The following is a 22,250-nucleotide window of genomic DNA, read 5'->3' as shown; positions in this document are numbered from 1 at the left end:
GATCCGTACATCGTCGATGAGCGGTTCACTGCGCTGGACGAGGTGTTGGAGCGTGCCGACCTGTTGGTGATCGCCAGCCCGCATCCCGAGTACCGAGATCTGGTCACCGACAAGCCGTTGGTCGACATGTGGGGCCTGACCGGGCGGGGGGTGCTGGTGTGACCGAGCTCATTGGCGTTCGCTCCGCTCACGCGGGTCATGCGCCTCCTGCGCCGTCCTGTAGCCGCCAGTCGCTCCGGTCGCTGCAATCCTGGCCCTCGCTGCGCTCGGGCGGCTCGGGCGCCGAAGGCCGCCCTGTAGCCGCCAGTCGCTGCGGTCGCTGCGCTCCCTTCGCTTGGTGGCGGCTGCGGGCGGCGCGCCCTCACAGCTCCCTCCGCTTTGTGTCGGCTGCGGGCGGCGGCGCATGACCAGCATCCCGCGGGTCACCGTCGTGATCCCCGTCTACAACGAGGGCGAGGCGATCGTCCGCTGCCTCGACCGGATCGGCCGCGAGGTGCTGCTGCCCGCGGAGATCCTCGTCGTGCACGACATGCCCGAAGACACCACCGTCCCGTACGCCCAAGAGGTGTCCCGCACCGACCCGCGCGTGCGCACGGTGCTGAACACGTACGGGCGCGGCCCTGCCAACGCGATCCGGTTCGGCATCGACCAGGCGCGCGCCCCGGTCGCGGTCGTCACGATGGCCGACGGCTCCGACGACCCGCGCCAGATCGACGAACTGGCCCGCCTGGTCGACCGCGGCGTCGCGGTGGCCGCCGCGTCCCGGTACATGCCCGGTGGGCAGCAGGTCGGCGGACCGCGCTTCAAGCGCATGATGTCCCGCTGGGCGGGGCGCACCCTGCACTGGTTCGCCAGGGTCGGCACCCGCGACGCGACGAACAGTTTCAAGGCGTACGACACCGAGTTCGTGCGCCAGGTGGGCATCGAGTCGCGCACCGGGTTCGAGATCGGTCTGGAACTGAGCGCCAAGGCCAACCGGCTGCGGCTGCCCGTCGCCGAAATCCCCACCATCTGGCTCGACCGCCAGCTCGGCGAGTCCCGCTTCGACGTGGGCCGGTTCCTGCCCTCGTACCTGCGCTGGTACTTTTTCGCCTTCGGTCGCAAGCTGACCTATTCGCAGTTGGCCGCACGGGCGGCCGACGAGACCATCCTGGAAAAGGAGAACAGCACTCGTGGCTAAGGTTTTGGTTACCGGTTCGGCCGGCTTCATCGGCGGGTATGTGGTCGAGGAGTTGTTGGGCCGTGGCCACGAGGTGGTCGGGGTGGACAACTTTTCGAAGTACGGGCCGGTTTCGCATAGCTACGACAGCCATGAGCGGTACACGTTCGTGGAGGGCGACGCCCGTGATACGGAGCTGTTGACCAAGCTGCTGGCGGATTGTGATCATTTCATCGCGGGTGCGGCGATGATTGGTGGGATTTCGTACTTCCACGCCTATGCGTACGACCTGTTGGCGACGAATGAGCGGATCATGGCGGCGTCGTGTGACGCGGCGATCGCGGCGCATCGGGATGGCCGCTTGCGGAAGGTCACGTACATGTCCTCGTCGATGGTGTTCGAGTCGACCGAGCATTGGCCCTCCGTCGAAGGGGATGAGCGGAAGGTTCCGCCGCCGTTGTCGTCGTACGGGTTTCAGAAGTTGGCGGTGGAGTATTACGCGCGGGCGGCGTTTGAGCAGTATCGGTTGCCGTACACGATCGTGCGGCCGTTCAACTGTGTTGGTGTGGGTGAGGGCCGGGCGTTGGGCGAGGCCGAGGTGTTGTCCGGGAATGTGAAGTTGGCGATGTCGCACGTGGTGCCGGATCTGGTGCAGAAGATCGTCAAGGGTCAGGATCCGTTGCACATTTTGGGTGAGGGTGGCCAGGTGCGGCACTACACGTACGGTGGTGATCTGGCGGCTGGGATCGTGACGGCGATGGAGCATCCGGCGGCTCTGAACGAGGACTTCAATTTGTCGACGGCGGAGTCGACGACGGTGTTGGAGTTGGCGGAGTTGATCTGGGCGAAGATCAAGGGTCCGGAGGTGCCGTTCCGGTACGTGTCGGATGATCCGTTCGAGTACGACGTGCAGAAGCGGGTTCCGGATGTGACCAAGGCCCGCGAGGTGCTCGGCTTCGAAGCCACCACCAGCCTCGACACCATGCTCGACGAGGTCATCCCCTGGGTAACCCAAGCTGTACGCGACGGACGCCTGTGACCATCGCGGAGACCCTGTTTGCGGCGCCGGCGCGGGTGGAGACCGCCCGCCCTGGCCGCTGGGGCGGCGTTGCACTCGGGGCGGCCGCCGTCGCCGTAGGCACCGCCGTCGGTCTCCTGCGCCAGCCCGGCGTCGGTGCGCTCGACACGGTGTGGGCCGAAGATGGTGGCGTCTTTCTCATCGAGGCGGTGCGGCAAGGACCGCTTGACGCGCTCGTCACCTCGTACGCCGGGTACTTCCACGCCGTACCCCGGCTGATGGCCGCGGTCGCGACGCTCTTCCCCGCCGGCGCCGCCGCGGCGGTGCTGGCGCTGGAGGCAGCCGTCGTGGTGTCGCTGCTCGCCCTGCTGGTTTACGTCGCCAGTGGCTGCCACCTCACCTCCACCTTCTCCCGTGTGCTGGTGTCGGCCCCCTTGGTAGTCGTTCCCCTCGGGCAGGGCGACGTCCTCAACTCCATTGCCAACTTCCACTGGTACGGCCTGTATGCGCTCTTCTGGACCCTGGTGTGGACGCCGCGCCGGCCGGCCGGGCGTGCTGTAGCTGTGACGGTGACGTTCCTCGTGGTGGCAAGTGACATCGTCACGGTCGTCTTCGTGCCACTCGCGCTGTGGCGGGCGCTGCGGCGTCCGGACGGTGCCGCCCGTGACCGGCACGGAATCATGCTGGCCGGGGCGCTCGGGGCGGGGCTGCTGATCCAGTTCGCCGGCCTGTTGAGCGGGTCGAGCGAGCGTGAGCTCTCCCCCAACCCTGTGCTGGCGGTCAGCGGCTTCCTGCTCCGCGCGGTGCCCGCGCCACTGGTCGGCGAACGTTGGCTGGGCGAGAGTGTCGACGCCCGGTGGATTGCTCTCGCCGCGATCGCGTGGTTGGTGGTGGGCGCGGCGACGCTCGTCGCGTACACCCGCCGCACTCGACCGGCCCGGACGCTCGCGGTCGTGGCCGGGTTACACGCCGCCGCGCTCTACATGGTGCCGGTACTGCTCTCCGGCGTCGCGACGCCGCGGTACGCCGTGGCTCCAGCGATGCTCGTGATCACCACGCTCGTGGCGCTCCTGCAGCCGGCGGACTCTCGGGTGCCGCTGTACTCGCTGGCGGCGCTGCTGGCGCTCGTGGCCGCTGTCAACCTCCGGGTCGACAACGCCCGGGCGAACGGTCCCGCCTGGCGAGCCGAGATCGAGGTCGCCCGCGAGGAGTGTGCGCTGCGGCCCGCCCGTACCGTCGATGTCGCCATACCGCCCGACTGGAGTGTCCCGCTACCGTGCTCGTACCTGTCGCGTTGACCCCCATCCGGGAGCTGTCGTGATCTCGCGCCTCGCCGGCAAAGCCAAACACACGATGGAGTCGTACCGGCTCCAGCGCGAGCTTCGCCGCCGCCAGCCACCCACGCTGCTCACCGGGCCCGCATCCGGAAAGCCCACCATTTACTACCTGGGTCCAGACCTCGACCTGCCGATCGGCGGCATCCGGGTCATTTACCGTCATGTGGACACACTGCGACAGTTGGGCATCGAGGCCGCGGTGCTGCACGGCGCCGACGGCTTCCGCAGCACGTGGTTCGAGAACAAGACCCGCATAGAGTACGCGTCACGCACCCGGATCGGCCCGGAGGACCTGCTCGTGGTCCCGGAGTGGTATGGCCCAACGCTCGACCGCATCCCGCGCGACATCCGCGTCGTCATCTTCAATCAGCGGGCGTACGACACCTGGGACTTCGTGCCATACGATGACAGCGCGCAGGGCGCGCCGTACGCCGGGCACGACAACATCCGCGCGATCCTCACCGTCTCTCAGGACAACGCCGACCTGCTCGGGTACGCGTTTGCGCACCTGCCGGTCTATCTCACGCGCAACGCGATCGACCCGACGCTCTTCCACCCGGGCGACCAACCGCCGGCCCGGCGGATCTCGTTCACCACGACCCGCCGGGCGCGGGAACGCGAACAACTGCTACGGGTCTTGCACGCCCGCGACGCCCTGCTCGGATGGGAGGTCGTGCCGATCGAAAACCGCACCGAACGGGAGACCGCGGAGATCATGCGGGAAAGCGCCATCTTCCTCAGCTTCAGCGACCGGGAGGGCTTCGGCCTGCCGCCTGCCGAGGCCATGGCTAGCGGTTGCTATGTCGTCGGCTACCACGGGCTGGCCGGCCGGGAATTCTTCGACCCGGAATTCTGCACGCCGGTGGAGGACGGCGACCTCGTCGCGTTCGCCAGGGCGATCACCGACGCCTGCGCCGCGTACGACGCCGACCCCGAGGCGTTCAGCAAGATCGGCCGGGCCGGCTCCGAGCGGGTGCTCGCCCGCTATTCCGCCGGCGGCCTCACCGAGGACCTGCAAGCCTTCTACACCGCGATGTCGGCTAGGCCTCGATGAGCGCGCCGTCGACCTCGGCGTAGGCACTACCGGTGCGCGGGCAGACGTACCGCCCGTCGCCCTTGGGCACGAGCGGCTCACCGGCCCGGCCCACCCAGCGCACCCGCCGGGCCGGCACTCCGGCCACCAGGGCGAAGTCCGGAACGTCCTTGGTTACGACCGCGCCCGCGGCGACGAGCGCCCACCGGCCGATCCGCACGGGTGCGACGCAGACGGCGCGGGCCCCGATCGCTGCGCCCTCGCCGATGGTGACGCCGACGGCGGTCCAGTCGTCGCCGCTTTTGAGGCGGCCGTCGGGTGTGACGGCGCGCGGGTACTCGTCGTTGGTGAGCACCGCCGCCGGGCCGATGAAGACACCGTCGGCGAGCTGCGCCGGCTCGTACACCAGCGCATAGTTTTGCAGCTTCACGTTGTCACCGAGGCGGACGCCGGGTCCGACGTACGCGCCCCGCCCGATGACGCAGCCGTCGCCGACGACGGCGTCCTCCCGCACCTGGGCAAGGTGCCACACCTTGGTGCCGGCTCCGATCTGGGCTCGCGGGTCGACGTCGGCACTCGGCGCGACATGCGCGCCGTCGTGCGGCTGAGTCATGGGAAACATCCTTCCAGCGGGCCTCGGTAGGCACAGCCCAGCAGCCCGCGACAGCCTAGTAACGACCCAGGAAACCAGGTGTCATCTAGCCGACGCGCTGCCACGTCTGAGCCTGGAGAGCCGCGTACGCGGGCCGAAGAGACCGACGAACCGACCGAAGGTACCGGTCCACGCTTCCAGCACTGCCGGATTTCCGTCAGTGGCCTGGCTTCCCGCGCAGGCCAGGGGATAGCTTGACCTGCCGTACGCCTGCGCGGTGCTGCCCCAGGCACAAGCCGATACCCACCGAAATGGATATCTGTGACTTCACCCCTTGCCGCGACCGCCGCACCGATCGGCGTCGCCGTCATCGGAGCCGGATACTGGGGCCCCAACCTCGTCCGCAACTTCCAATCATCGGCCTCCTTCCGGCTGCGCTGGCTGTGCGACCTCGACGTCGACCGGGCCCGGCGGGTACTCGGCGGGTACTCGACGGTGGAGACCACCGGCGAGCTCGCCACGGTGCTGGCTGACGACAAGGTCGATGCGGTGGCGATCGCCACACCGGCCGGCACCCACCTCGACGTCGCGATGGCCGCGCTGGCCGCAGGTAAGCACGTGCTGGTGGAAAAGCCGCTCGCCGCCAGCCGCGAAGAGGGCGCTCGCCTGGTCGAGGAGGCGGACCGGCGCGGACTGACGCTGATGTGCGACCACACGTACTGCTACACGCCGGCCGTGCTGCGCATCCGTGAGCTGCTGCACGGTGGCGAGCTGGGCGAGTTGCACTTCCTGGACTCGGTGCGGATCAACCTCGGCCTGGTGCAGCGCGACATCGACGTGCTGTGGGACCTTGCGCCGCACGACCTGTCGATCCTCGACTTCGTGCTGCCGCCGGGTGTGTCCCCGGTGGCGGTGGCCGCGCACGGCGCCGACGGTATTGGCGCCGGCCGAGCCTGCGTGGCGTACCTCACGTTGCAGCTCAACACGGGCGCGATCGCCCACATCCACGTCAACTGGCTCTCGCCGGTCAAGGTGCGCACCACGATCATCGGCGGTTCGAAGCGGACCCTCGTCTGGGACGACCTGAACCCGTCGCAGCGGCTATCGCTCTTCGACCGTGGCGTCGACGTTGCCACCTCGGACGAGCTCGGCGACGAGCAGCGGCGCGACATGCTGGTCTCGTACCGGTCTGGCGACATGGTGGCGCCGGCCCTCACCGAGCGTGAGGCGTTGCGCACGATGGTCGAGGAGTACGCCCGGGCGATCCGCACCGGCACCCCGGCCCTGACCGACGGGCGATCCGGCCTGCGGGTGTTGTCGATCCTGGAAGCGGCGTCGCGGAGCCTGGCCAACGGCGGCACCATGGTGAGCTTGAACGAGGGATGGGAGCAGCGGTGAGCGCGGCTGTGGAGATCAAGGGCGCCCGGGCGCTGGTCACCGGCGGTGCCGGCACGATCGGCTCGCACGTGGTCGACGAACTGGTCCGCGGGGGCGCGGCCGAGATCGTGGTACTGGACAACTTCGTCCGGGGCCGGAAGGAAAACCTGGCCTGGGCGACCGAGCACGGCTCGGTGACCGTGGTCGAGGGCGATATCCGGCACGCGGCGCTGGTGCACGACCTGACGCGCGGCAAGGACCTGGTGTTCCACCTCGCCGCGATCCGCATCACGCAGTGCGCCGAGGAGCCCCGCCTCGCAAACGAGGTACTGGTCGACGGCACCTTCAACGTGCTGGAGGCCGCGGCGGCGGCTCAGGTGCGCAAGGTGATCGCCTCGTCGTCGGCGTCCGTGTACGGGCTGGCCGAGCAGTTCCCGACGACCGAGCGCCACCACCCGTACAACAACGACACCTTCTACGGCGCGGCCAAGGCGTTCAACGAGGGGATGCTGCGCAGCTTCCATGGCATGTACGGCCTGGACTACGTGGCGCTGCGCTACTTCAACGTGTACGGCCCGCGGATGGACATCTACGGCCTGTACACCGAGGTGCTGATCCGCTGGATGGAGCGCATCGAGTCGGGCACTCCGCCGCTGATTCTCGGCGACGGCCTCCAGACGATGGACTTCGTGCACGTGGCCGACATCGCACGAGCCAACATCCTGGCGGCGCGGGCCGACGCGACCGACGAGGTGTTCAACATCGCGAGCGGCGCCGAGACCAGCCTGAAGGAGCTGGCACAGGCGCTGAGCGAGGTCATGAAGTCCGACCTGCCGCCCGAGCACGGGCCGGCCCGCGCGGTCAACGGCGTCACCCGCCGCCTCGCCGACACCAGCGCCGCCGCCGACCGCCTCGGCTTCCGCGCCGAGATCGGCCTGCACGAGGGCCTCCAGGGCCTCGTCGACTGGTGGCGGGGGCAACGATGACCACTGAACGGCGGCCCATACCCGTCATGATCCCGATGCTAGGCGAAGAAGAGGCCCAGGCGGCGGCCGACGCCGTCCGCTCGGGTTGGGTGGCGCAGGGCCCGCGGGTCGCGGAGTTCGAGCGGCGCTTCGCGGCCGCTGTCGGCGCGGAGCACGGTGTCGCCGTCAGTTCCTGCACGACCGCACTTCACCTGGCCTTGGTACTGCTGGAAGTGGGCCCAGGTGACGAGGTGATCGTGCCGTCGCTGTCGTTCATCGCCACCGCCAACGCGGTCCGGTACGTCGGCGCGACCCCGGTCTTCGCCGACGTCGACCTGGCCACCGGCAACGTGACCGTGAAGACCGTCGACGCGGTGCGCACCTCGCGCACCCGCGCGGTGATCGCGGTACACCAGGGTGGTGTGCCCTTCGACGTGGTGGCCCTGCGCGGCGCGGCCGCGTCATGGGGCGTGGCCCTCGTCGAAGACGCGGCGTGCGCCGCCGGTTCGACCGCGTACGGCGCTCCGGTGGGCAGCGGCGCGGCGATCGCCGCCTGGTCGTTCCACCCCCGCAAGCTGATCACCACCGGCGAGGGCGGCATGGTCACCGTCGACGGCGCCAACGAGGCGGTCCGGCTGCGCCGGCTGCGCGAGCACGGCATGAACGTCTCGGCCGCCGATCGCCATGCCAGCGCCAAGCCGATCCTCGAGGCGTACCTGGAGACCGGCTATAACTACCGCATGACGGACATCCAGGCCGCCGTTGGCCTTGTGCAGCTCGACCGTCTGGCCGGGATCATCGCGCAGCGGCGGGCGCTCGCCGGCCGGTACCAGGAAATGCTGTCGGACCTGGACGGCGCGATCCCGGTCCGCGACCCCGCCTATGGCGAAGCCAACTACCAGTCGTTCTGGGTGCTGCTGACGCCCGAGTTCGGCGCGAGCCGTGACGAGGTGCTGGCGGAGCTGGCCGCGCAGGGCGTGTCGGCGCGGCGCGGCATCATGGCCGCGCACCTGGAGCCCGCGTACGAAGACGTCGCCCCGCCGTCGTTGCCGGTGACCGAGCGGCTGACCCGCGAGTCGTTGATCCTCCCGCTGCACCATGCGCTCACCGAAGGCGACCAGGAGCACATCGTCGGCGTGCTGCGCAAGCTGGCCGGACGATGAGAGACCTGGTCATCGTCGGGGCGGGCGGGTTCGCCCGCGAGACCGCCGCGGCTGTCCAGGCGCTCAACGACGTCCAGCCCACGTGGCGGCTGCTCGGTTTCCTCGACGACAGCCGCGCGCTGCACGGCACGAAGGTCTCCGGTGTGCCGGTGCTCGGCAGCAGCACGCGGCTGTCGGACTACCCTGACGCGGCCGTGCTCGTCTGCGTCGGCAACCCGCGCGACCCGCTGGTGCGCGCCCGGGTGGTCGACCGGCTGGGGCTGCCCGCCGACCGGTACGCGACGCTCGTGCACCCGGCCGCCCACGTCGGCGCCGGCAGCCTGATCGGACAGGGCACGGTGCTGCTCGCCGGCGTCACGCTCACCGCGGACGTCACCGTCGACGCGCACGTGGCCGTGATGCCGCAGGCGGTGCTCACCCACGACGACCGGGTCGAATCCTTCGCGACGATCGCGTCCGGTGTGCGCCTCGGCGGTGGTGTCACGATCCGGCGCTGCGCCTACCTGGGCGCCGGCGCCCTGGTGCGCGAGGCGCGGACGGTGGGCGCGAGATCGCTCGTGGGCATGGGCTCGGTGGTACTGGCCGACGTGCCGCCCGGTGAGGTCTGGGCCGGCAACCCAGCACGTTTCTTGCGCAGTGAGCGAGGGAGTTGTCGCCTCTCAGCGCCGCACGACCGAGCGAACCTAGAGGCTGAGAGTTGAGGCAGAACAGCATGATCCCGCTCGTTGACCTGGCCGCCGCCCACGCCGAGGTGGCCGAAGAGGTGGAGGCCGGCTTCAAGCGGGTCATCGCCGGCACCGCGTTCATCGGCGGCACCGAGGTGACCGCGTTCGAGGAGGAGTACGCCGCCTTCTCCGAGATCGAGCACTGCGTCGGCGTGGCCAACGGCACCGACGCGGTCGAGCTCGCGCTGCGGGCCGTCGGCGTGGGACCGGGCAGCGAGGTGATCCTGCCGGCCAACACGTTCATCGCCACGGCGGAGGCGGTCGCCCGGGCCGGCGGGCGAGTGGTGCTCGTCGACTGCGACCCGGCCACCTACCTGATCGATGTCGACGCGGCGCTGACCGCCGTCACGCCCGCGACCCGCGCGATCGTGCCCGTGCACCTGTACGGGCAACTCGCCGAGGTCGAGCGGCTGCGTGCAGGGCTCGCCGGGCGCGACATCGCGATCGTCGAAGACGCCGCCCAGTGCCAGGGCGCGACCCGGCACGGCCGCGGCGCGGGCGCCGGCGGTATCGCCGCCACCAGCTTCTACCCAGGCAAGAACCTCGGCGCTTACGGCGACGCGGGCGCGGTCGTCACCACCAGCGCCGACCTGGCCTTGACGGTACGCACGATCGCGAACCACGGCGGCCTCACGAAGTACGCCCACGACCTGGTCGGCGTCAACAGCCGGCTCGACGGGCTCCAAGCCGTTGTACTGCGCGCGAAGCTCGCCCGGCTGGCCGGCTGGAACGAGCTCCGGCGCGCCGCCGCCGCCCGGTACGACGAGATGCTGGCGCCGCTCGACGTGGTGCGTCCGGTCACGCTCGACGGCAACGTGCACGTGTGGCACATCTACTGCGTACGGGTGCCCGCCGGGCGGCGTGACGAGGTGCTCGCCGCGCTCAACACGGCCCGCGTCGGTGCCGGCATCCACTACCCCGTGCCGGTGCACCTGACCGGCGCGTTCGCCGACCTCGGGTACCGGTCGGGTGACTTCCCGCACGCGGAGCGGGCGGCGGGTGATTTGCTCTCGCTGCCGATCTACCCTCAGATCACCGCTGACCAGCAGGATCGCGTGGTCCGGGAGCTGGCCGCCGCACTCGGCTGAGGAACAGAACATGTACGTGACGCTGCGCGACCGCCCGGGCGAGGACGCTTCACCGTCCGGCCAGGCGGTCGCGCGGCGCGTCTCGTCGACCGTCGTGCTGCTCGGCGTGGTCAGCCTGCTCACCGACGTGTCGTCCGAGATGGTGGCCTCGATCATGCCGCTGTACCTGACCGCCGTGATCGGGCTCAGCCCTGCCGCCTACGGCTTCTGGGACGGCATCTACCAGGGCGTCAGCGCCGTCGTGCGGATCGCCGGCGGATACGCCGCCGACCGCCGCCAGCGGCCCAAGCTGGTGGCCATCATCGGGTACGGGGTGTCCGCGCTCAGCCGGATCGCGATGCTGCCCGTGCAGGGGTTCCTCGCGATCACGGCGATCACCACCGCCGACCGCCTCGGCAAGGGCGTGCGCACCGCGCCCCGAGACGCGCTGATCGCCGCCTCCTCCGACCCGCGCACCCTCGGCCGGTCGTTCGGCGTGCACCGGGCGCTCGACACCACCGGCGCCGCGCTCGGGCCGCTCGTGGCGTTCACCCTTCTCTGGGCGGTACCGGGCTCATACGACTCGGTGTTCGTGGTCTCGTTCGCGTTCGCGATCGCGGGTTTGGCAGTACTCGTGCTGCTCGTGCCGAACGTGCGCACCGCCACCGCGGCGGCCCGGGTGGGGCTGCGCCGGGTGGGTCGCGAACTGGCCGGGCGGACACTGCGCCGCCCCCTGATCGCCAGCGGGCTGCTGGGTGTGCTGACCGTCGGCGACGGGTTCATCTATCTGTCCCTTCAGGACAGAGACGACTTCGCCGCCCTCTACTTCCCGCTGCTGTACGTCGGCACCAACGCCGTGTACCTCAGTCTCGCCGTGCCGTTCGGGCGCCTCGCCGACCGGGTCGGGCGCGCCCGCGTTCTCGTCGGGGGGCACGCCGCGCTGCTGCTGGGATACCTGCTCGCCGCCCGCCCGTCCGGCGGGCTGGCCACCACACTGGCCGTACTCGCGCTGCTGGGCATGTTCTACGCCGCTACGGACGGCGTGCTGGCCGCGCTGATGAGCCGGCTCGTCCCGGCCGAGGCGCGCGGCACCGGGATCGCGGCGGCGCAGACGGTGGTCGCGCTTTCGCGCTTCGCGGCGTCGCTGGGCTTCGGGCTGCTGTGGGCATTCATGGGTCGCGGCTCCGCGCTGCTGTTGGTGGCCGCGCTGCTCGCGGCGGCCATTCCGGTCGCCGCGTGGCTCCTGCGCGGCATCCCGAGGGAGGTGCCGGCGTGAGTATGCGCGCGCGGGTCAGCCTGCTGACCGCCATCCTGCTGACCGTGGCGCTCGGCGCGGTCGGGTACGTGCTCTACACACGGCAGGCACAGGCCAAGACGGAGGCGGCGGCGCCGAAGGTACCGGTGCGCGAAGATCTCACCGCGCTGCGGGGCGCACCACACCTCGTCTTCCGCAACACGGCGCTCGGCAACGGATACGGCGAGGTGGCGATCGTCCCGCTGACCGCGCCGGATGGCCCCCGTGCGCTCACCGGCGCATCTTGCGAGCGGGTGTACGCCACGGCGGCCGAGGCGGTCTGTCTCACCGCCGACCGCGGGATCGTCACCACGTACCACGCGCGGCTACTCGGTCCTGAGTGGGCACCGGCACCCACGCGCGATCTGCCGCTGACCGGCATCCCGAGCCGGGCACGGCTGTCCCGGGACGGCATTCTGGTCGCCACGACGACGTTCGTCTTCGGCGACTCCTACGCCAACCCCGGCCAGTTCTCCACCCGCACCGTCGTCAGCCGCACGAAGGGTGAGGTGATCGGCGACATCGAGTCGTTCCAGCTGAACGTCAGGGGCAAAGCGATCAACGCGATCGACAAGAACCTGTGGGGAGTCACATTCGTCGACGACGACACGTTCTATGCCACCGCGGCTTCCGGCAAGAAGACGTGGCTGGTGCGGGGCAGTCTCTCGGCCCGTACGGTCACCGCGCTCCGCGAGGACGCGGAGTGCCCGTCGCTCTCGCCGGATGGCACCCGGATCGCGTTCAAGCGCCACGGAAACCTCCCCGCCGGGCAGTGGCGGCTCGCCGTGTACGACATCGCGACCGGCAGGGAGACCCTGCTCGCCGAGACCCGGAGCGTCGACGACCAAGCGGAGTGGCTTGACGACCGGACCGTGCTCTACGGCCTGCCCCGCGGCGACGCCTCCTCGGCGAGCAGCGACATCTGGCAGGTTCCGGCCGATGGCACCGGCTCACCCCGGCCGCTGGTGAAGGACGCCTGGTCGCCCGCTGTCGTCCGCTGACGGCTACTCTGCCGTCGCGCCGACCGTGCGCAAGGAGCGCAGGACGCCGCGCATCCGGTAGCCGAGCAGCGCGATAGTCGCCAGCGCCGCGAAACCGGCGATCGCCAGCACCACCAGGTCGATCGAGCTGAGCCGACCGGCCACCGCCGCCACCGCCGCCACCGCCAGCGCCCCGGCCACCGGCAGCGCCAGCCGCCAGGTGAACGCGCCGGGCGGGATGCCCACCCGGCGCATCTCGAACAGATAGATCGGCAGCACGATGAGCAGCGCGACGCCGACCTGAGCCGCCCCGGCGCCCCACAGTCCGCCCGCCGTGGCGCCCACCCACAGGGCCGGCACAAGGGCCACCAGCCAGATCACCTGAACGGTGAAGACGACCCGGGTATTCGCGATCACGACGAAGTAGTCGTAGATCAGCTCGAAGACGATCCGCGCGGCCGCCAGGACCGCCAGCCAGACGAGCACCGGGGCGGACGGCTGCCACACGCCGCCGTACACGAACCGGATCAGCGGGTCGGCGACCGCGGCGAGCAGGACGCAGGCCGGGAGGGTCACCGAGGCCAGCAGGCCTGCGGTGGAGAGGAACGCGGTGCGCATTGCCGGCTGGTCGCTCTGCAGCCGCGCGAGTGCCGCGGGCGCGACCGCGCGTACGGGCTGGGAAAAGATGCTTATCGGCCAGTTGGCGAGGTTGACAGCGAGCACGTAGTAGCCGAGCGCCACCGGCCCGAGGAGCGCGCCGACCATGAGCCGGTCGACGTTGGTCGCGGCGAACACCACGATGCTCGAGCCAGCCAGCGGCAGCCCGAAGCGGAGCAGTTCGCGCGCCTTGCGGCGGTCGAACCCGAAGCGCAGCCCTTCCGGGGCAAAGCGGAAGAACAGGATCGCGCCAGCGACCGCGCCAGTGAGCTGGCCGACGGCCAGGCTCATCGCGCCTAGGCCGCCCACCGCGCAGCCGATGGAGGTCAGCGCGCTCCCCCAGTTGGTGGTGAGGTCGGCGACCGTCTTGCGGTCCTGCCGGAAGCCGCGTTGCAGGAGCGCGACCGGCGTCGCGACGAACCCGCTGACGATCACACTGAGCGCGAGCACGCGGATCACCGGGGTGGCGGTCGGGTCGCCCATCGCCGAGGCGAAGAAGGGCGCGCCGAAGAAGCAAGCGATGTACACAAGGCAGCTCGCCACGACGGAGACGGTGGCAACGGTCGGGGCGATCTCACGCGGCTCACCTGGCCACCGCACGATCGCGAGGCTCACGCCGAGTTCGTTGAAGCTCAGCACGGCCAGCAGCGCCACCATCGCGACAGCGAACGTCCCGAACGCCTCCGGACCGAGGATGCGGGCCAGCGCGACGCCGATGACCAGCGTGCTCAGCCGCCCGAATGCGGTGCTGGCGAAGCTCCACCCGAGCGCGCGACCGGCTTTGCTGAAAAGTGACGCGTCCTCGGCCACCTTGAGGCTCACGCCCGCACCCGCCGCAGTCGCTGGCGGATCGACTCGGGCAGCATGTCGGCGGCCGCCTTGTGCACGGCCGCCCGCGTCGCCTCACCGAGCCGGCGGCCGGCGGCCGGATGCTGCACGAGCGCCCGTGCGTACACCTCGGCAAGCTTGTCCGCCGCCGTCTTGAGGCTGAACCGCTCGACCACGAGCCGGCGCGACCAGCCGCCGAGGCTGGCGCGGCGCGCGGGATCGGCGGCAAGCACACGGATCTGCTCGGCGAGCGGCGCGTCGTCCAGGTCACCCCCGCCGGTGCCCCAGAAGCCCACGGTTAGGAAGTTGTCGAGCGTCTGCGGGGTGCATTCCCGGGAGAAGCCCGCGAGGCCGAGGACGATCAGCGGACGGCCGAAGGACATCGCCCGCAGCGCCGAACCGCCCATGCCGAGCGCGATGTCCATCGCCGCGTACGCCGGCCGCGGGTCCTCCAGCGCACCGGGCAGCAGCACCGCCGGGCGACCGAGCGCCTCGTTGACTCGCGCCGCCTCGGCGTGCAGGTCGCCGGCGGACGGCCCGGTGCCGACGACCACCAGCCGCAGCCGGTCGTCGTCGAGGCGGCGCAGCGCCGCCATGGCCCGCAGGATGCCCTCAGCCTTCATGTCCGGCTCAAGCCGGGAGACGACGCCGAGCAGCAGTTCGTCGTCGCGGATGCCAAGCGCGTGGCGGAAGGCTTGGCCGTCGACCATCGCGCTGTCGTCCGTATCGGTGTCGACTGGCGGCTCGATCAGCGTCGGCGGCGCACGGAACGTGGTGGCCTCGTCCACGAGCTCCTGGGTGCCGACGATCAGCTCCGGATAGCGGGGCAGCCAGCGTGGCACCGCCATGCCGTAGATGGTTACCACGACTGGAAGCCCCAAACGCAGGTGCGGACCGTCGAACGCGTCGAGTGCCAGCGGAAACTCGTAGACGTGGACCAGGTCGGCGCGGTGTGCCTTGGCGGCGGCGGTCAGCCCGCGAGCGACCGCCCGGCGATACGGCACCACCGCACGGTGCCGCTCCACCGGATGCCGCACCAAAGTCACCGGCAGACCGGCGGACTGAACCATCTCCGCCACCGGCCCCGGCACTCCCGTGTGCACGCCGAACACGGCCACGTCGTGGCCGTGTTCGCGCATCGCGAGTGCGAAGTCGAGGGCGTTCAGCTGGCTGCCCCCCAGCTCAAGATGGTGCAATCCGACGAGCAGCCGCATGTCACGCTCCCGCTAGGAACCGGTCGGTTTGAAGATGACGTCGACCCAGTAGTTGTGGTTGGACGCGGCGGACGGGTGGCCGCCGCCGGAGCCGTACATGTAGCCCGCCGCCGTCATGGGCGCATGCAACGGTACGTTGTCGACGCCACCGCTCTGGAACGTGTTGATGCCGACGGCGTACCAGCCGGACGGCGTGTAGTAGGACACCATGTAGGCGGTGTTCGGCGTTATCGTCACCGGCTCCTCGAAGAGGAGGTTCTGCCAGCCCGAGGCCGTCTCGCCCACGAATGTGCCGGTGGCGAGCCGCGCGCCGCTGGCGTTCCAGAGTGAGCCGGTGTGGGTGCCCGTGTTCTGTGGTCCCTTGTAGAACCGCACACCCAGCACCTGCCCGGCCACGTCTGACCGGAACGCCATGCCCACCTCGATGGGGCTCCGGTCGTCCCACTCCGCGTGCTGCGGCACGGCGTTGGTCGGGAAGAGCGTGAGCGCATCTGCCGGCAGCGGGACCGGCGGCACCGTCGGCGACGGGCTCGGCGACGACGTGGGGCTACCGGTCGGGCTCGGGCTCGCCGTGGGGCTGGCGGACGGGCTCGCCGACGGCGTCACACTCGGCGACGGGCTCGGGCTCGGGGTAGTCGCCGACGGCGTCGGGGTGGGGTTGCCGCCGCCCGAGGGCATGAACAACGGATCCACCCAGTAGTTCGACGACTGGTACGAATGCTCCGGGAACGAGTCGCTGCCGTAGACGTACACGCCGTTGTTGCCGCCGGGCGCGCTCAGTGGACCGTTGGTCCAAGTGTTGGAGAAGAAGTTCGTATCGATCGCGTACCGGCCGTTCGGCGCGAAGTATGACACGACGTACTGCGTATTGGCGGTCACGTTGAGCGGGTCGAACAGCGCGGTCTGCCAGCCGGAGCCGCTGCCGTCGGGGAACGTGACCTGGCGCAGCCGGGAGCCCGTCGAACTCCAGATGCTGCCGCTGTGCGTGCCCGTGTTACCCGGCCCCTGGTAGAACCGCAGGCCGATCAGCTGGCCGTTCTGCGACGGGGTGAACCGGACGCCCAGCGTGACCGCCGAGCCATCACTCGCCGCCGCCGTCGTCGGCGTGGCGCCGCCCGCGAAGAGCCGGGCCACACTTGGGTCCACGTCGGTCGTGAACGACCAGGTCTCGTCAACGGTGTTGTTCTGGTTGTCGCTCGCCGAGACCGTCGCGGTGTACTCGGCCGCCGCGGCCAGGGGCGCCGACGGCGTGAACGTCGCCGTCCTCGTGGTGGCGTTGTACGCCTTCGTGCCGGCGACCGTCTGGTTGTTCGCGTTCTTCAGCGTGAACTCGACTGATGCGGAGACCACCGATTTGGAGAACGTCGCGGACGGCGTGACGCCGGCCGCCACACCGCTCCCGCCATTGAGCGGGTTGGTCGACACGACCACCGGCGCGGAGCTGCCGCTGTCGGTGAACAGCACATCAACGTAGTAGTTGGTGTCCTGGTAGGTCTCGGTCGGGAAACCCGCGCCGAGGCCGTACACCCCGTTTCCGCCCGCCACATCAGATGCCCGCGGCGCCACGAGCGGCCCCGCGGTGTGCGCGTTGAACGTGAAGAAGTACGGGTCGGCCGCGTAGTGCCCGTTCGGCGCGTAGTACGAGGCGACGTACGTGCGCCCCTCGACGACAGAGACCGCCGGCGAGAAGTTGAGCGTCTGCCAGCCGGTCGCGGTTTCGTTGCTGAATGTACCGGTGGCAAGCAGCCCGCCGTTGGCGTTCCACAGCGTACCGGTATGCGTGCCGGTGTTACCGGCGCCCTTGTAGAAGCGGACACCCGAGATGTAGCCGCTGGTCTGCGGAATCACCTTGACGCCGACCTCGACCGGTGAGTTGTCGCTTGCCGCCGGGTTGGCCGGTACCCGGGCGCCTAGGAGCGTCGACTTGCCGGTCAGGTTGATCTGGCGGGTGGCTGGCGTGGCCTGGATGTTGGCGCTGTCGTCGACCGCTCGCACCTTCAGCATCTGTGTGGTCACGCCGCTGGTGTAGAAGCTGTACGACCATGACGTCGTGCCGTTCGCCGGGTGCCATGTGGTGCCGCCGTCCGTGGAGACCTCCACGCCAGCGACACGGCCACCCGTGTCGGTCGCAGTGCCTTGCACGGTCACTTGGGCGCCATTGGCAACCGTCGCGCCCTGCGCGGGCGAGGTGACGTTGACCGCCGGCGGGGTGGTGTCGGTGGAAGTGGTGGCCGGGTCCAGCTCGCTCATCCGCGTGGCCGGCAGCGCACCCATGTCAGCGAGCAGATTGATGGTGGCCTGCTGCATCCGCTCGTCGGGGGGCGACTGCACGCCGTCGTGCACCTCGTCCAGACCCCACGCCCACTGGATGCTTCCCGCCGAAAAGACAAGCGCGCCGCTCGCCGCCCGGTACAGGGTCAGGTTGTGGGTGGTGGTGCCGGGCGTGACCAGGGTGCCGAAGTCACGCAGGTACTCCGGGGTCTCGCCGACCGTCTTGGAGAGCTTGATGAGGCCCGCCGGCCGGAAGCCGTTGTCGATGTCCTCATTGGACTCGTAGCCGACCGTGTTAGGCGCCAGCGTGGCGACCTGGTTACCGGTCAGAGCCTCAAGCCCGGTGTTGCGCCACAGCCGCATGTCGCCCTGCTCGGCGGGCACCTGCAGCGCCAGGCTCGCGTTGTTCGACTGGAACATCGTGCCGGTGAGCGCGTTCTCCGGCTTGCCGCCGTTGGAGGGTGGGCTGAACCGCGGGTCGCGCCAGGTGCCGGTCCACTCCGACGACGGATCGATCTTGTCGTTGGCCCAGGTCTCCTTGTAGCAAACCAGCGTACGGTACGCGTTGCCTGCACCATCCACACTGGACTCCCAGCGGGTCTTCCAGTAAACCTCATTGCCACTGAAGAACGCGAGGCTCACTCCCGCGTCACGGGCCGCCTCGACGTTGGCCCGCTGCTGCCCCGACCAGTACTCGTCGTGGCCCACCGAGAGAAAGGCTTGGTGGTTCTGGATGAGGTTGCCGCGGCGATCGGAGTCGACACCGGTCGTGTAGCTGACGTCATACCCGTTGCGCTCCAGGAAGCGGATCATCGGGTACTCGTTGCTGAACAGGTAGTCGCGCGCAGTCACGCCGCCCCGGGTCGCGAACGGGCGGTTGTAGCTCAGCTTGTACGCCCGGCCGTTCTCACCGCCGCTGTAGAAGTTGGAGCCACCGTAGTCGTTGTACGCCTGCCAGGTGGTGTCCGAGGTCTGGAAGAAGAGCGCGGAGTGGCTGGCGTCGTTGCGCACGACGAACGGGATGTGGCTGCCGTCGGACGCTCCGGGTCGCTGCAGCCGGGCCAGGTAGACACCAGACACCATGGTCGAGGGGACGTCCCAGAACGCGGAGACCGCCCAGGTGCCGCAGTCGTAGATCTCGGTCGTCGTGCTGGTTACACACGCCGGCTGGTTTTGCGGCAGGGACACCGACGGGTTGACGTCGGCTACCTTGCGGGCTCCCCGGCCGTCGTACCAGCCGAGGCGATAGATGTCGATGTCGTACGAGCTGGCCGTCGTCTTGATCTTGAAATTGACGCGCTGACCCGCGTTGACGCTCATATCCGTGGCGAAGCCCTGGATCGTCGCGTCGCCGACGCCGTCTACGTCCCACTGGTCGCGCGGGGCGCCTTCCTTGCTGTTTTCACAAACGATGGGATTGACCACCGGGTTGCACGGGTCCGCAGCCGCGAAGGCCGCGGGCATCGCGACGAGGCCACCGCCGGTGAGTAGGAGCAGCAAGGCGCTGGCGGCGAGCACGAACCGGCGCGCGGTCGACCGGAGCCCGGCGTACCAACGCAGAACATTTGAGGGGCTACGCCGGACACCGCCGGCCAGACCACCCACGACGGATCGCGCGCGACCCGCCCACACCGCCGTCCTCTGGATCCGCTCGGTCCCCCCAGACCGTGTGTCGGTCCCGTCCCCTTGCTCGGTGCCCACGCAAGCTCACTTCCCACGATTTTAATGAGTGGCCTGGTCATACCCCCCCCGGGCGGCCTCTGCGGACGTTAACGGCGCGAAGGGGTCGTGGGCAATGAGGCAACCAATCAGAACCCGACACCGAGACGGTGCGGCGAACTCAGCCTTAGAGACAGATCTGCGCGGGCAAGCGACTACTTCCCGACAATGCACGGGCGCGTGATGCATTGACGATACCAGCAGACGGTCACCTTCGTCGATACACCGGTGCAATCCTGATCACAGCGTCAGCCGACCGCTCCACATTGTGTTCACCATCACGCTCCGGCGCCTCATTGAAAGGCATCACCGTGGAGGTGCGCACGGTGCGCGCTGGATGAGTGAGTCGCCACACGGCGCCACAGACGCCCATGAGCAGGAAGACGGTCAGTGCGAATGTCGTGAACCACAAGGAATCGACGGTGGCGGCCACGAGCAGCGAGACGACCTGCGCCGAGATGAGGGCGGCGCAGAGGTGCCGATCCTCCGCTATCGGAGAGCGCCGCCACGCGATCGCGGCCAGGACGATGGCAGTCAGGTGCATAAGGGCGAAGACGATGACGCCAGTCAGGCCGCCGGTCACGAGCGTATAGAGCCACTGGTTGTCCAGGACGAGACCGTCGTAGAGCTCTGGCACGAGCGTATTGGGGCCGCGTCCCAGCCACGGCCGCTGGGAGAACCAGTGACCGACCAGCTCGTAGTCGTCCGTTCGACCGGAGATGCTCGGGTCTTCCTCCGCGCCGGTGAACATGTACTTGACCGTGCCGAGCAGGCCCGGCCGGACCACCATCAGACCGGCGATCACCGCGACCGACAGCAGGAGCATGTTGTAACGCACGCGCCAGCTCCAGGCGATCATCATGACCACGAGGACGGCGGCGACCGCCACCACGCCGGTGCGGGAAATCGACATCGGCAGCGCGACCGCGGTCAGCAGAGCCACCAGCACGGCGAAGTACCGGTGGCGCTTCAGCGCGGCGTACCGCGCGAAGTGGATGGCGAACGGCAGGGCGACCGCCATCAGCGCGCTGAACTCGATGTAGTGCGCGGCGGTGGAGGCGACCCGGAAGAACTCTCCACTCCCCCGCTGGGAAAGGCCGATGATGCCGCCCTTCACCTCCAGTCCAGGCACCACAAGGTATTCGGCGATGTTTACCCGCGTAGTCGACTGGACGATGCCGATCGTGGCCATGTAGCCGGCGCACCAGACGAAGACCCGCAGCACGCCCTTGAGCCGTTCCCAGTTCGGGATACCGTCGGCGACCACGAGGGCGACCCCGAGAAACTGGAAAAGCTGGAGCATCGCGAAGTTCTGCGCGTTGGCCTCCAGGGCCGGCAGCCCGCGCAGCAGGCCGGCCAGGTACGAGCCCATCGTGCCGGCCAGATACAGGAAGGCGGCCCAGCGGATCGGCTGCGGCCCTGTCATCACCAGACGGCGGTTCAGCCGGGTCAGCGCCCACCATGCGAAGAGCGCGAACGCCACGAGCAACGCCGGCCGGCCAGCGAACGACATGTTCGGCACGATCAGCGTGCCTGGGATCAGGTAGAGCAGGCAGATCATCACGCTGACCACTGCGGCCACGTCGATCCGGGCGCGCCGGCGGCGGGTCGCGTACGTGCCCTCGGCGACCAGCGACGGCTCGAGGTCGACCGGGTGGACAGCGAAGGAGGTCAACGTCCCTGGTTCTCGTCTTGGCCGGCGCGCCAGGAGATCCGCGACAGCGGCAGGACGATCGTGCTGTCGACCTCGACAGCCGGCGCGTCGGCGCGGACCGTCTTGTTTTCCCCCGTGCCTGTCGAGCTGCTTGTGCCCTTCACACCATTGTTGCTATTTGCCGCCTTGCCGGCGCCGTCCTCCATCGCCTGCCCGCGGAACGCGGCGCTCTGGTGGGTGTAGTCGGAACCGTTGCCATTGCTCTGCCGCACGCCAAGGCGCCCGGCGGCCCGGCCGGCGGACTCGCCCAATAGCGCGTTGCCCATCGGAATGACCATCGTCGAGTCGCCGCCCGGGGCCTCTGGCCCAAGGCGCGTGCGCGCCACGCCCGCTCCGGCTACCGGCTCGTCCGGCGTCTTCTTCCGACTACCGCTCTTCGCCCGGCGGCGCAGCAGCGCGTCGAGGCCGATGGCGACACCGACGCTGATCATCACCGCGATGCCGAGTCCGACGATCATCACGCGCTTCTTCTTCGACGTGATGGCCTCGACCTTGTCGCCGTTGTCGAGCGGGAGGGTGGTGATGGAGGTGGCCCGCGTCGCGCCGAACTGCTGCTGCTGTGCCACCACGAACTCGTCGAGCAGCTTCATCAGCCGCTGCACCGTCGAGGTCGCCTGCGCGGACGTGGAACCCACGGCCTCGATGGTGAAATACGTCGTGCCGTACTCGACCGTGATGGTAAAACTGTCCGTGTAGCCATCTTCGACAAGCTGTTCGAGCACCGGCTCGTCCTGCGCTTGGAGGATGACCGCAGAGCCGAGCGCCGCGAAGCCGAGGTCGAGCCAGGGGTTCGCGGGCTTCTTCACCGCACCTTCGCCGGTCGTCGAGTTGGGTGGTGGGATCATCTGCAGGTGCCCGACGGCGCTGTAGTCCGGCCTGATGTTCTTCGTCATCAGGAAGACAGCCAGGAGCGAAACCACCAGAAGTGGTGCGAACACGTACCAGCGCCGGAACAGCATCCTGGTCAGATCCCAGAGATCCACAGGGTCCTCTCGATTTCGCCACGGCAGAATGTCGACTACCCAGCGCAAGCGTGCGATTGCACCCGCCATGTCCGGCGAGATAGAGACAGGGTACGTGGCCAGGGTAGAGCTGCCCAGAGCCTCGATTCGAGGGGGTCGGACACCCGACGGTTTG

General features: G+C 69.5%; 17 protein-coding genes. 11 read left to right on the top strand and 6 right to left on the bottom strand.

The window, feature by feature from the left end; genetic code table 11:
• The first annotated feature begins 403 nt into the window (after positions 1-403).
• Genes V6V89_RS11870 through V6V89_RS11855 form a run of 4 tightly spaced genes read left to right on the top strand, consistent with a single transcriptional unit; the run spans position 404 to position 4,568 of the window.
• Entirely contained in the window at positions 404-1,180 is a 777-nt protein-coding gene (locus tag V6V89_RS11870; protein ID WP_334619089.1) for a glycosyltransferase family 2 protein, read from the top strand.
• Complete coding sequence (locus V6V89_RS11865; RefSeq protein ID WP_334619088.1) at positions 1,173-2,198, top strand: NAD-dependent epimerase/dehydratase family protein; 1,026 nt, start codon at positions 1,173-1,175, stop codon at positions 2,196-2,198. Before V6V89_RS11870 ends, V6V89_RS11865 begins: the two co-directional genes overlap by 8 nt.
• Complete coding sequence (locus tag V6V89_RS11860; RefSeq protein WP_334619087.1) at positions 2,195-3,475, top strand: hypothetical protein; 1,281 nt, start codon at positions 2,195-2,197, stop codon at positions 3,473-3,475. Before V6V89_RS11865 ends, V6V89_RS11860 begins: the two co-directional genes overlap by 4 nt.
• A gap of 19 nt (positions 3,476-3,494) precedes the next feature.
• Positions 3,495-4,568: a glycosyltransferase family 4 protein gene (locus tag V6V89_RS11855; protein ID WP_334619085.1), complete on the top strand. Its 1,074-nt coding sequence runs from the start codon at positions 3,495-3,497 to the stop codon at positions 4,566-4,568.
• Here V6V89_RS11855 and V6V89_RS11850 read toward each other — a convergent pair.
• Positions 4,555-5,160 carry an acyltransferase gene (locus V6V89_RS11850; RefSeq protein WP_334619084.1) on the bottom strand — a complete coding sequence of 202 codons (606 nt, stop codon included), beginning with the start codon at positions 5,158-5,160 and terminating at the stop codon, positions 4,555-4,557. The genes V6V89_RS11855 and V6V89_RS11850 overlap by 14 nt on opposite strands.
• A 300-nt stretch (positions 5,161-5,460) precedes the next feature.
• Here V6V89_RS11850 and V6V89_RS11845 point away from each other — a divergent pair, with 300 nt between their 5' ends.
• The 7 genes from V6V89_RS11845 to V6V89_RS11815 are packed head-to-tail and all read left to right on the top strand — an operon-like array spanning position 5,461 to position 12,731.
• Positions 5,461-6,537 carry a Gfo/Idh/MocA family protein gene (locus V6V89_RS11845; RefSeq protein ID WP_334619082.1) on the top strand — a complete coding sequence of 359 codons (1,077 nt, stop codon included), beginning with the start codon at positions 5,461-5,463 and terminating at the stop codon, positions 6,535-6,537.
• Entirely contained in the window at positions 6,534-7,502 is a 969-nt protein-coding gene (locus V6V89_RS11840; protein WP_334619080.1) for an NAD-dependent epimerase/dehydratase family protein, read from the top strand. The genes V6V89_RS11845 and V6V89_RS11840 overlap by 4 nt, the downstream gene beginning before the upstream one ends.
• A complete protein-coding gene (locus tag V6V89_RS11835; RefSeq protein WP_334619079.1) occupies positions 7,499-8,644 on the top strand; it encodes a DegT/DnrJ/EryC1/StrS family aminotransferase in 1,146 nt (381 codons plus the stop codon). Before V6V89_RS11840 ends, V6V89_RS11835 begins: the two co-directional genes overlap by 4 nt.
• Entirely contained in the window at positions 8,641-9,345 is a 705-nt protein-coding gene (locus V6V89_RS11830) for an acetyltransferase (RefSeq protein ID WP_334619078.1), read from the top strand. The genes V6V89_RS11835 and V6V89_RS11830 overlap by 4 nt, the downstream gene beginning before the upstream one ends.
• Positions 9,346-9,356: 11 nt before the next feature.
• Entirely contained in the window at positions 9,357-10,457 is a 1,101-nt protein-coding gene (locus tag V6V89_RS11825; RefSeq protein WP_334619077.1) for a DegT/DnrJ/EryC1/StrS family aminotransferase, read from the top strand.
• A gap of 10 nt (positions 10,458-10,467) precedes the next feature.
• Complete coding sequence (locus V6V89_RS11820) at positions 10,468-11,712, top strand: MFS transporter (protein WP_334619076.1); 1,245 nt, start codon at positions 10,468-10,470, stop codon at positions 11,710-11,712.
• On the top strand, positions 11,709-12,731 hold the full coding sequence (locus tag V6V89_RS11815) for a TolB family protein (protein ID WP_334619075.1): 1,023 nt from the start codon (positions 11,709-11,711) through the stop codon (positions 12,729-12,731). Before V6V89_RS11820 ends, V6V89_RS11815 begins: the two co-directional genes overlap by 4 nt.
• A gap of 3 nt (positions 12,732-12,734) precedes the next feature.
• On the opposite strand, the gene V6V89_RS11810 is transcribed toward V6V89_RS11815, so the two are convergent.
• The 5 genes from V6V89_RS11810 to V6V89_RS11790 all read right to left on the bottom strand — a co-directional run bounded on the left by V6V89_RS11810 (position 12,735) and on the right by V6V89_RS11790 (position 22,072).
• Positions 12,735-14,189: a lipopolysaccharide biosynthesis protein gene (locus tag V6V89_RS11810; RefSeq protein WP_334619074.1), complete on the bottom strand. Its 1,455-nt coding sequence runs from the start codon at positions 14,187-14,189 to the stop codon at positions 12,735-12,737.
• A complete protein-coding gene (locus V6V89_RS11805; protein WP_334619073.1) occupies positions 14,186-15,409 on the bottom strand; it encodes a glycosyltransferase family 4 protein in 1,224 nt (407 codons plus the stop codon). The genes V6V89_RS11810 and V6V89_RS11805 overlap by 4 nt, the downstream gene beginning before the upstream one ends.
• A 12-nt stretch (positions 15,410-15,421) precedes the next feature.
• Positions 15,422-19,285, bottom strand: a complete 3,864-nt coding sequence (locus tag V6V89_RS11800) for a DUF4082 domain-containing protein (protein WP_334619072.1) — start codon at positions 19,283-19,285, stop codon at positions 15,422-15,424.
• Positions 19,286-19,607: 322 nt separating this feature from the next.
• The gene (locus V6V89_RS11795) at positions 19,608-21,074 is read right to left on the bottom strand and encodes an O-antigen ligase family protein (RefSeq protein WP_334619071.1); all 1,467 of its coding nucleotides are present in this window, start codon (positions 21,072-21,074) and stop codon (positions 19,608-19,610) included.
• Positions 21,071-22,072: a hypothetical protein gene (locus tag V6V89_RS11790; protein WP_334619070.1), complete on the bottom strand. Its 1,002-nt coding sequence runs from the start codon at positions 22,070-22,072 to the stop codon at positions 21,071-21,073. The genes V6V89_RS11795 and V6V89_RS11790 overlap by 4 nt, the downstream gene beginning before the upstream one ends.
• Between the last annotated feature and the right edge of the window lie 178 nt (positions 22,073-22,250).

Source organism: Micromonospora sp. CPCC 206061, from assembly GCF_036906915.1.
Lineage (GTDB): Bacteria > Actinomycetota > Actinomycetes > Mycobacteriales > Micromonosporaceae > Phytohabitans.
Note: the sequence above shows the minus strand (reverse complement) of the source record. Positions and strands in the feature narration are given on the sequence as shown.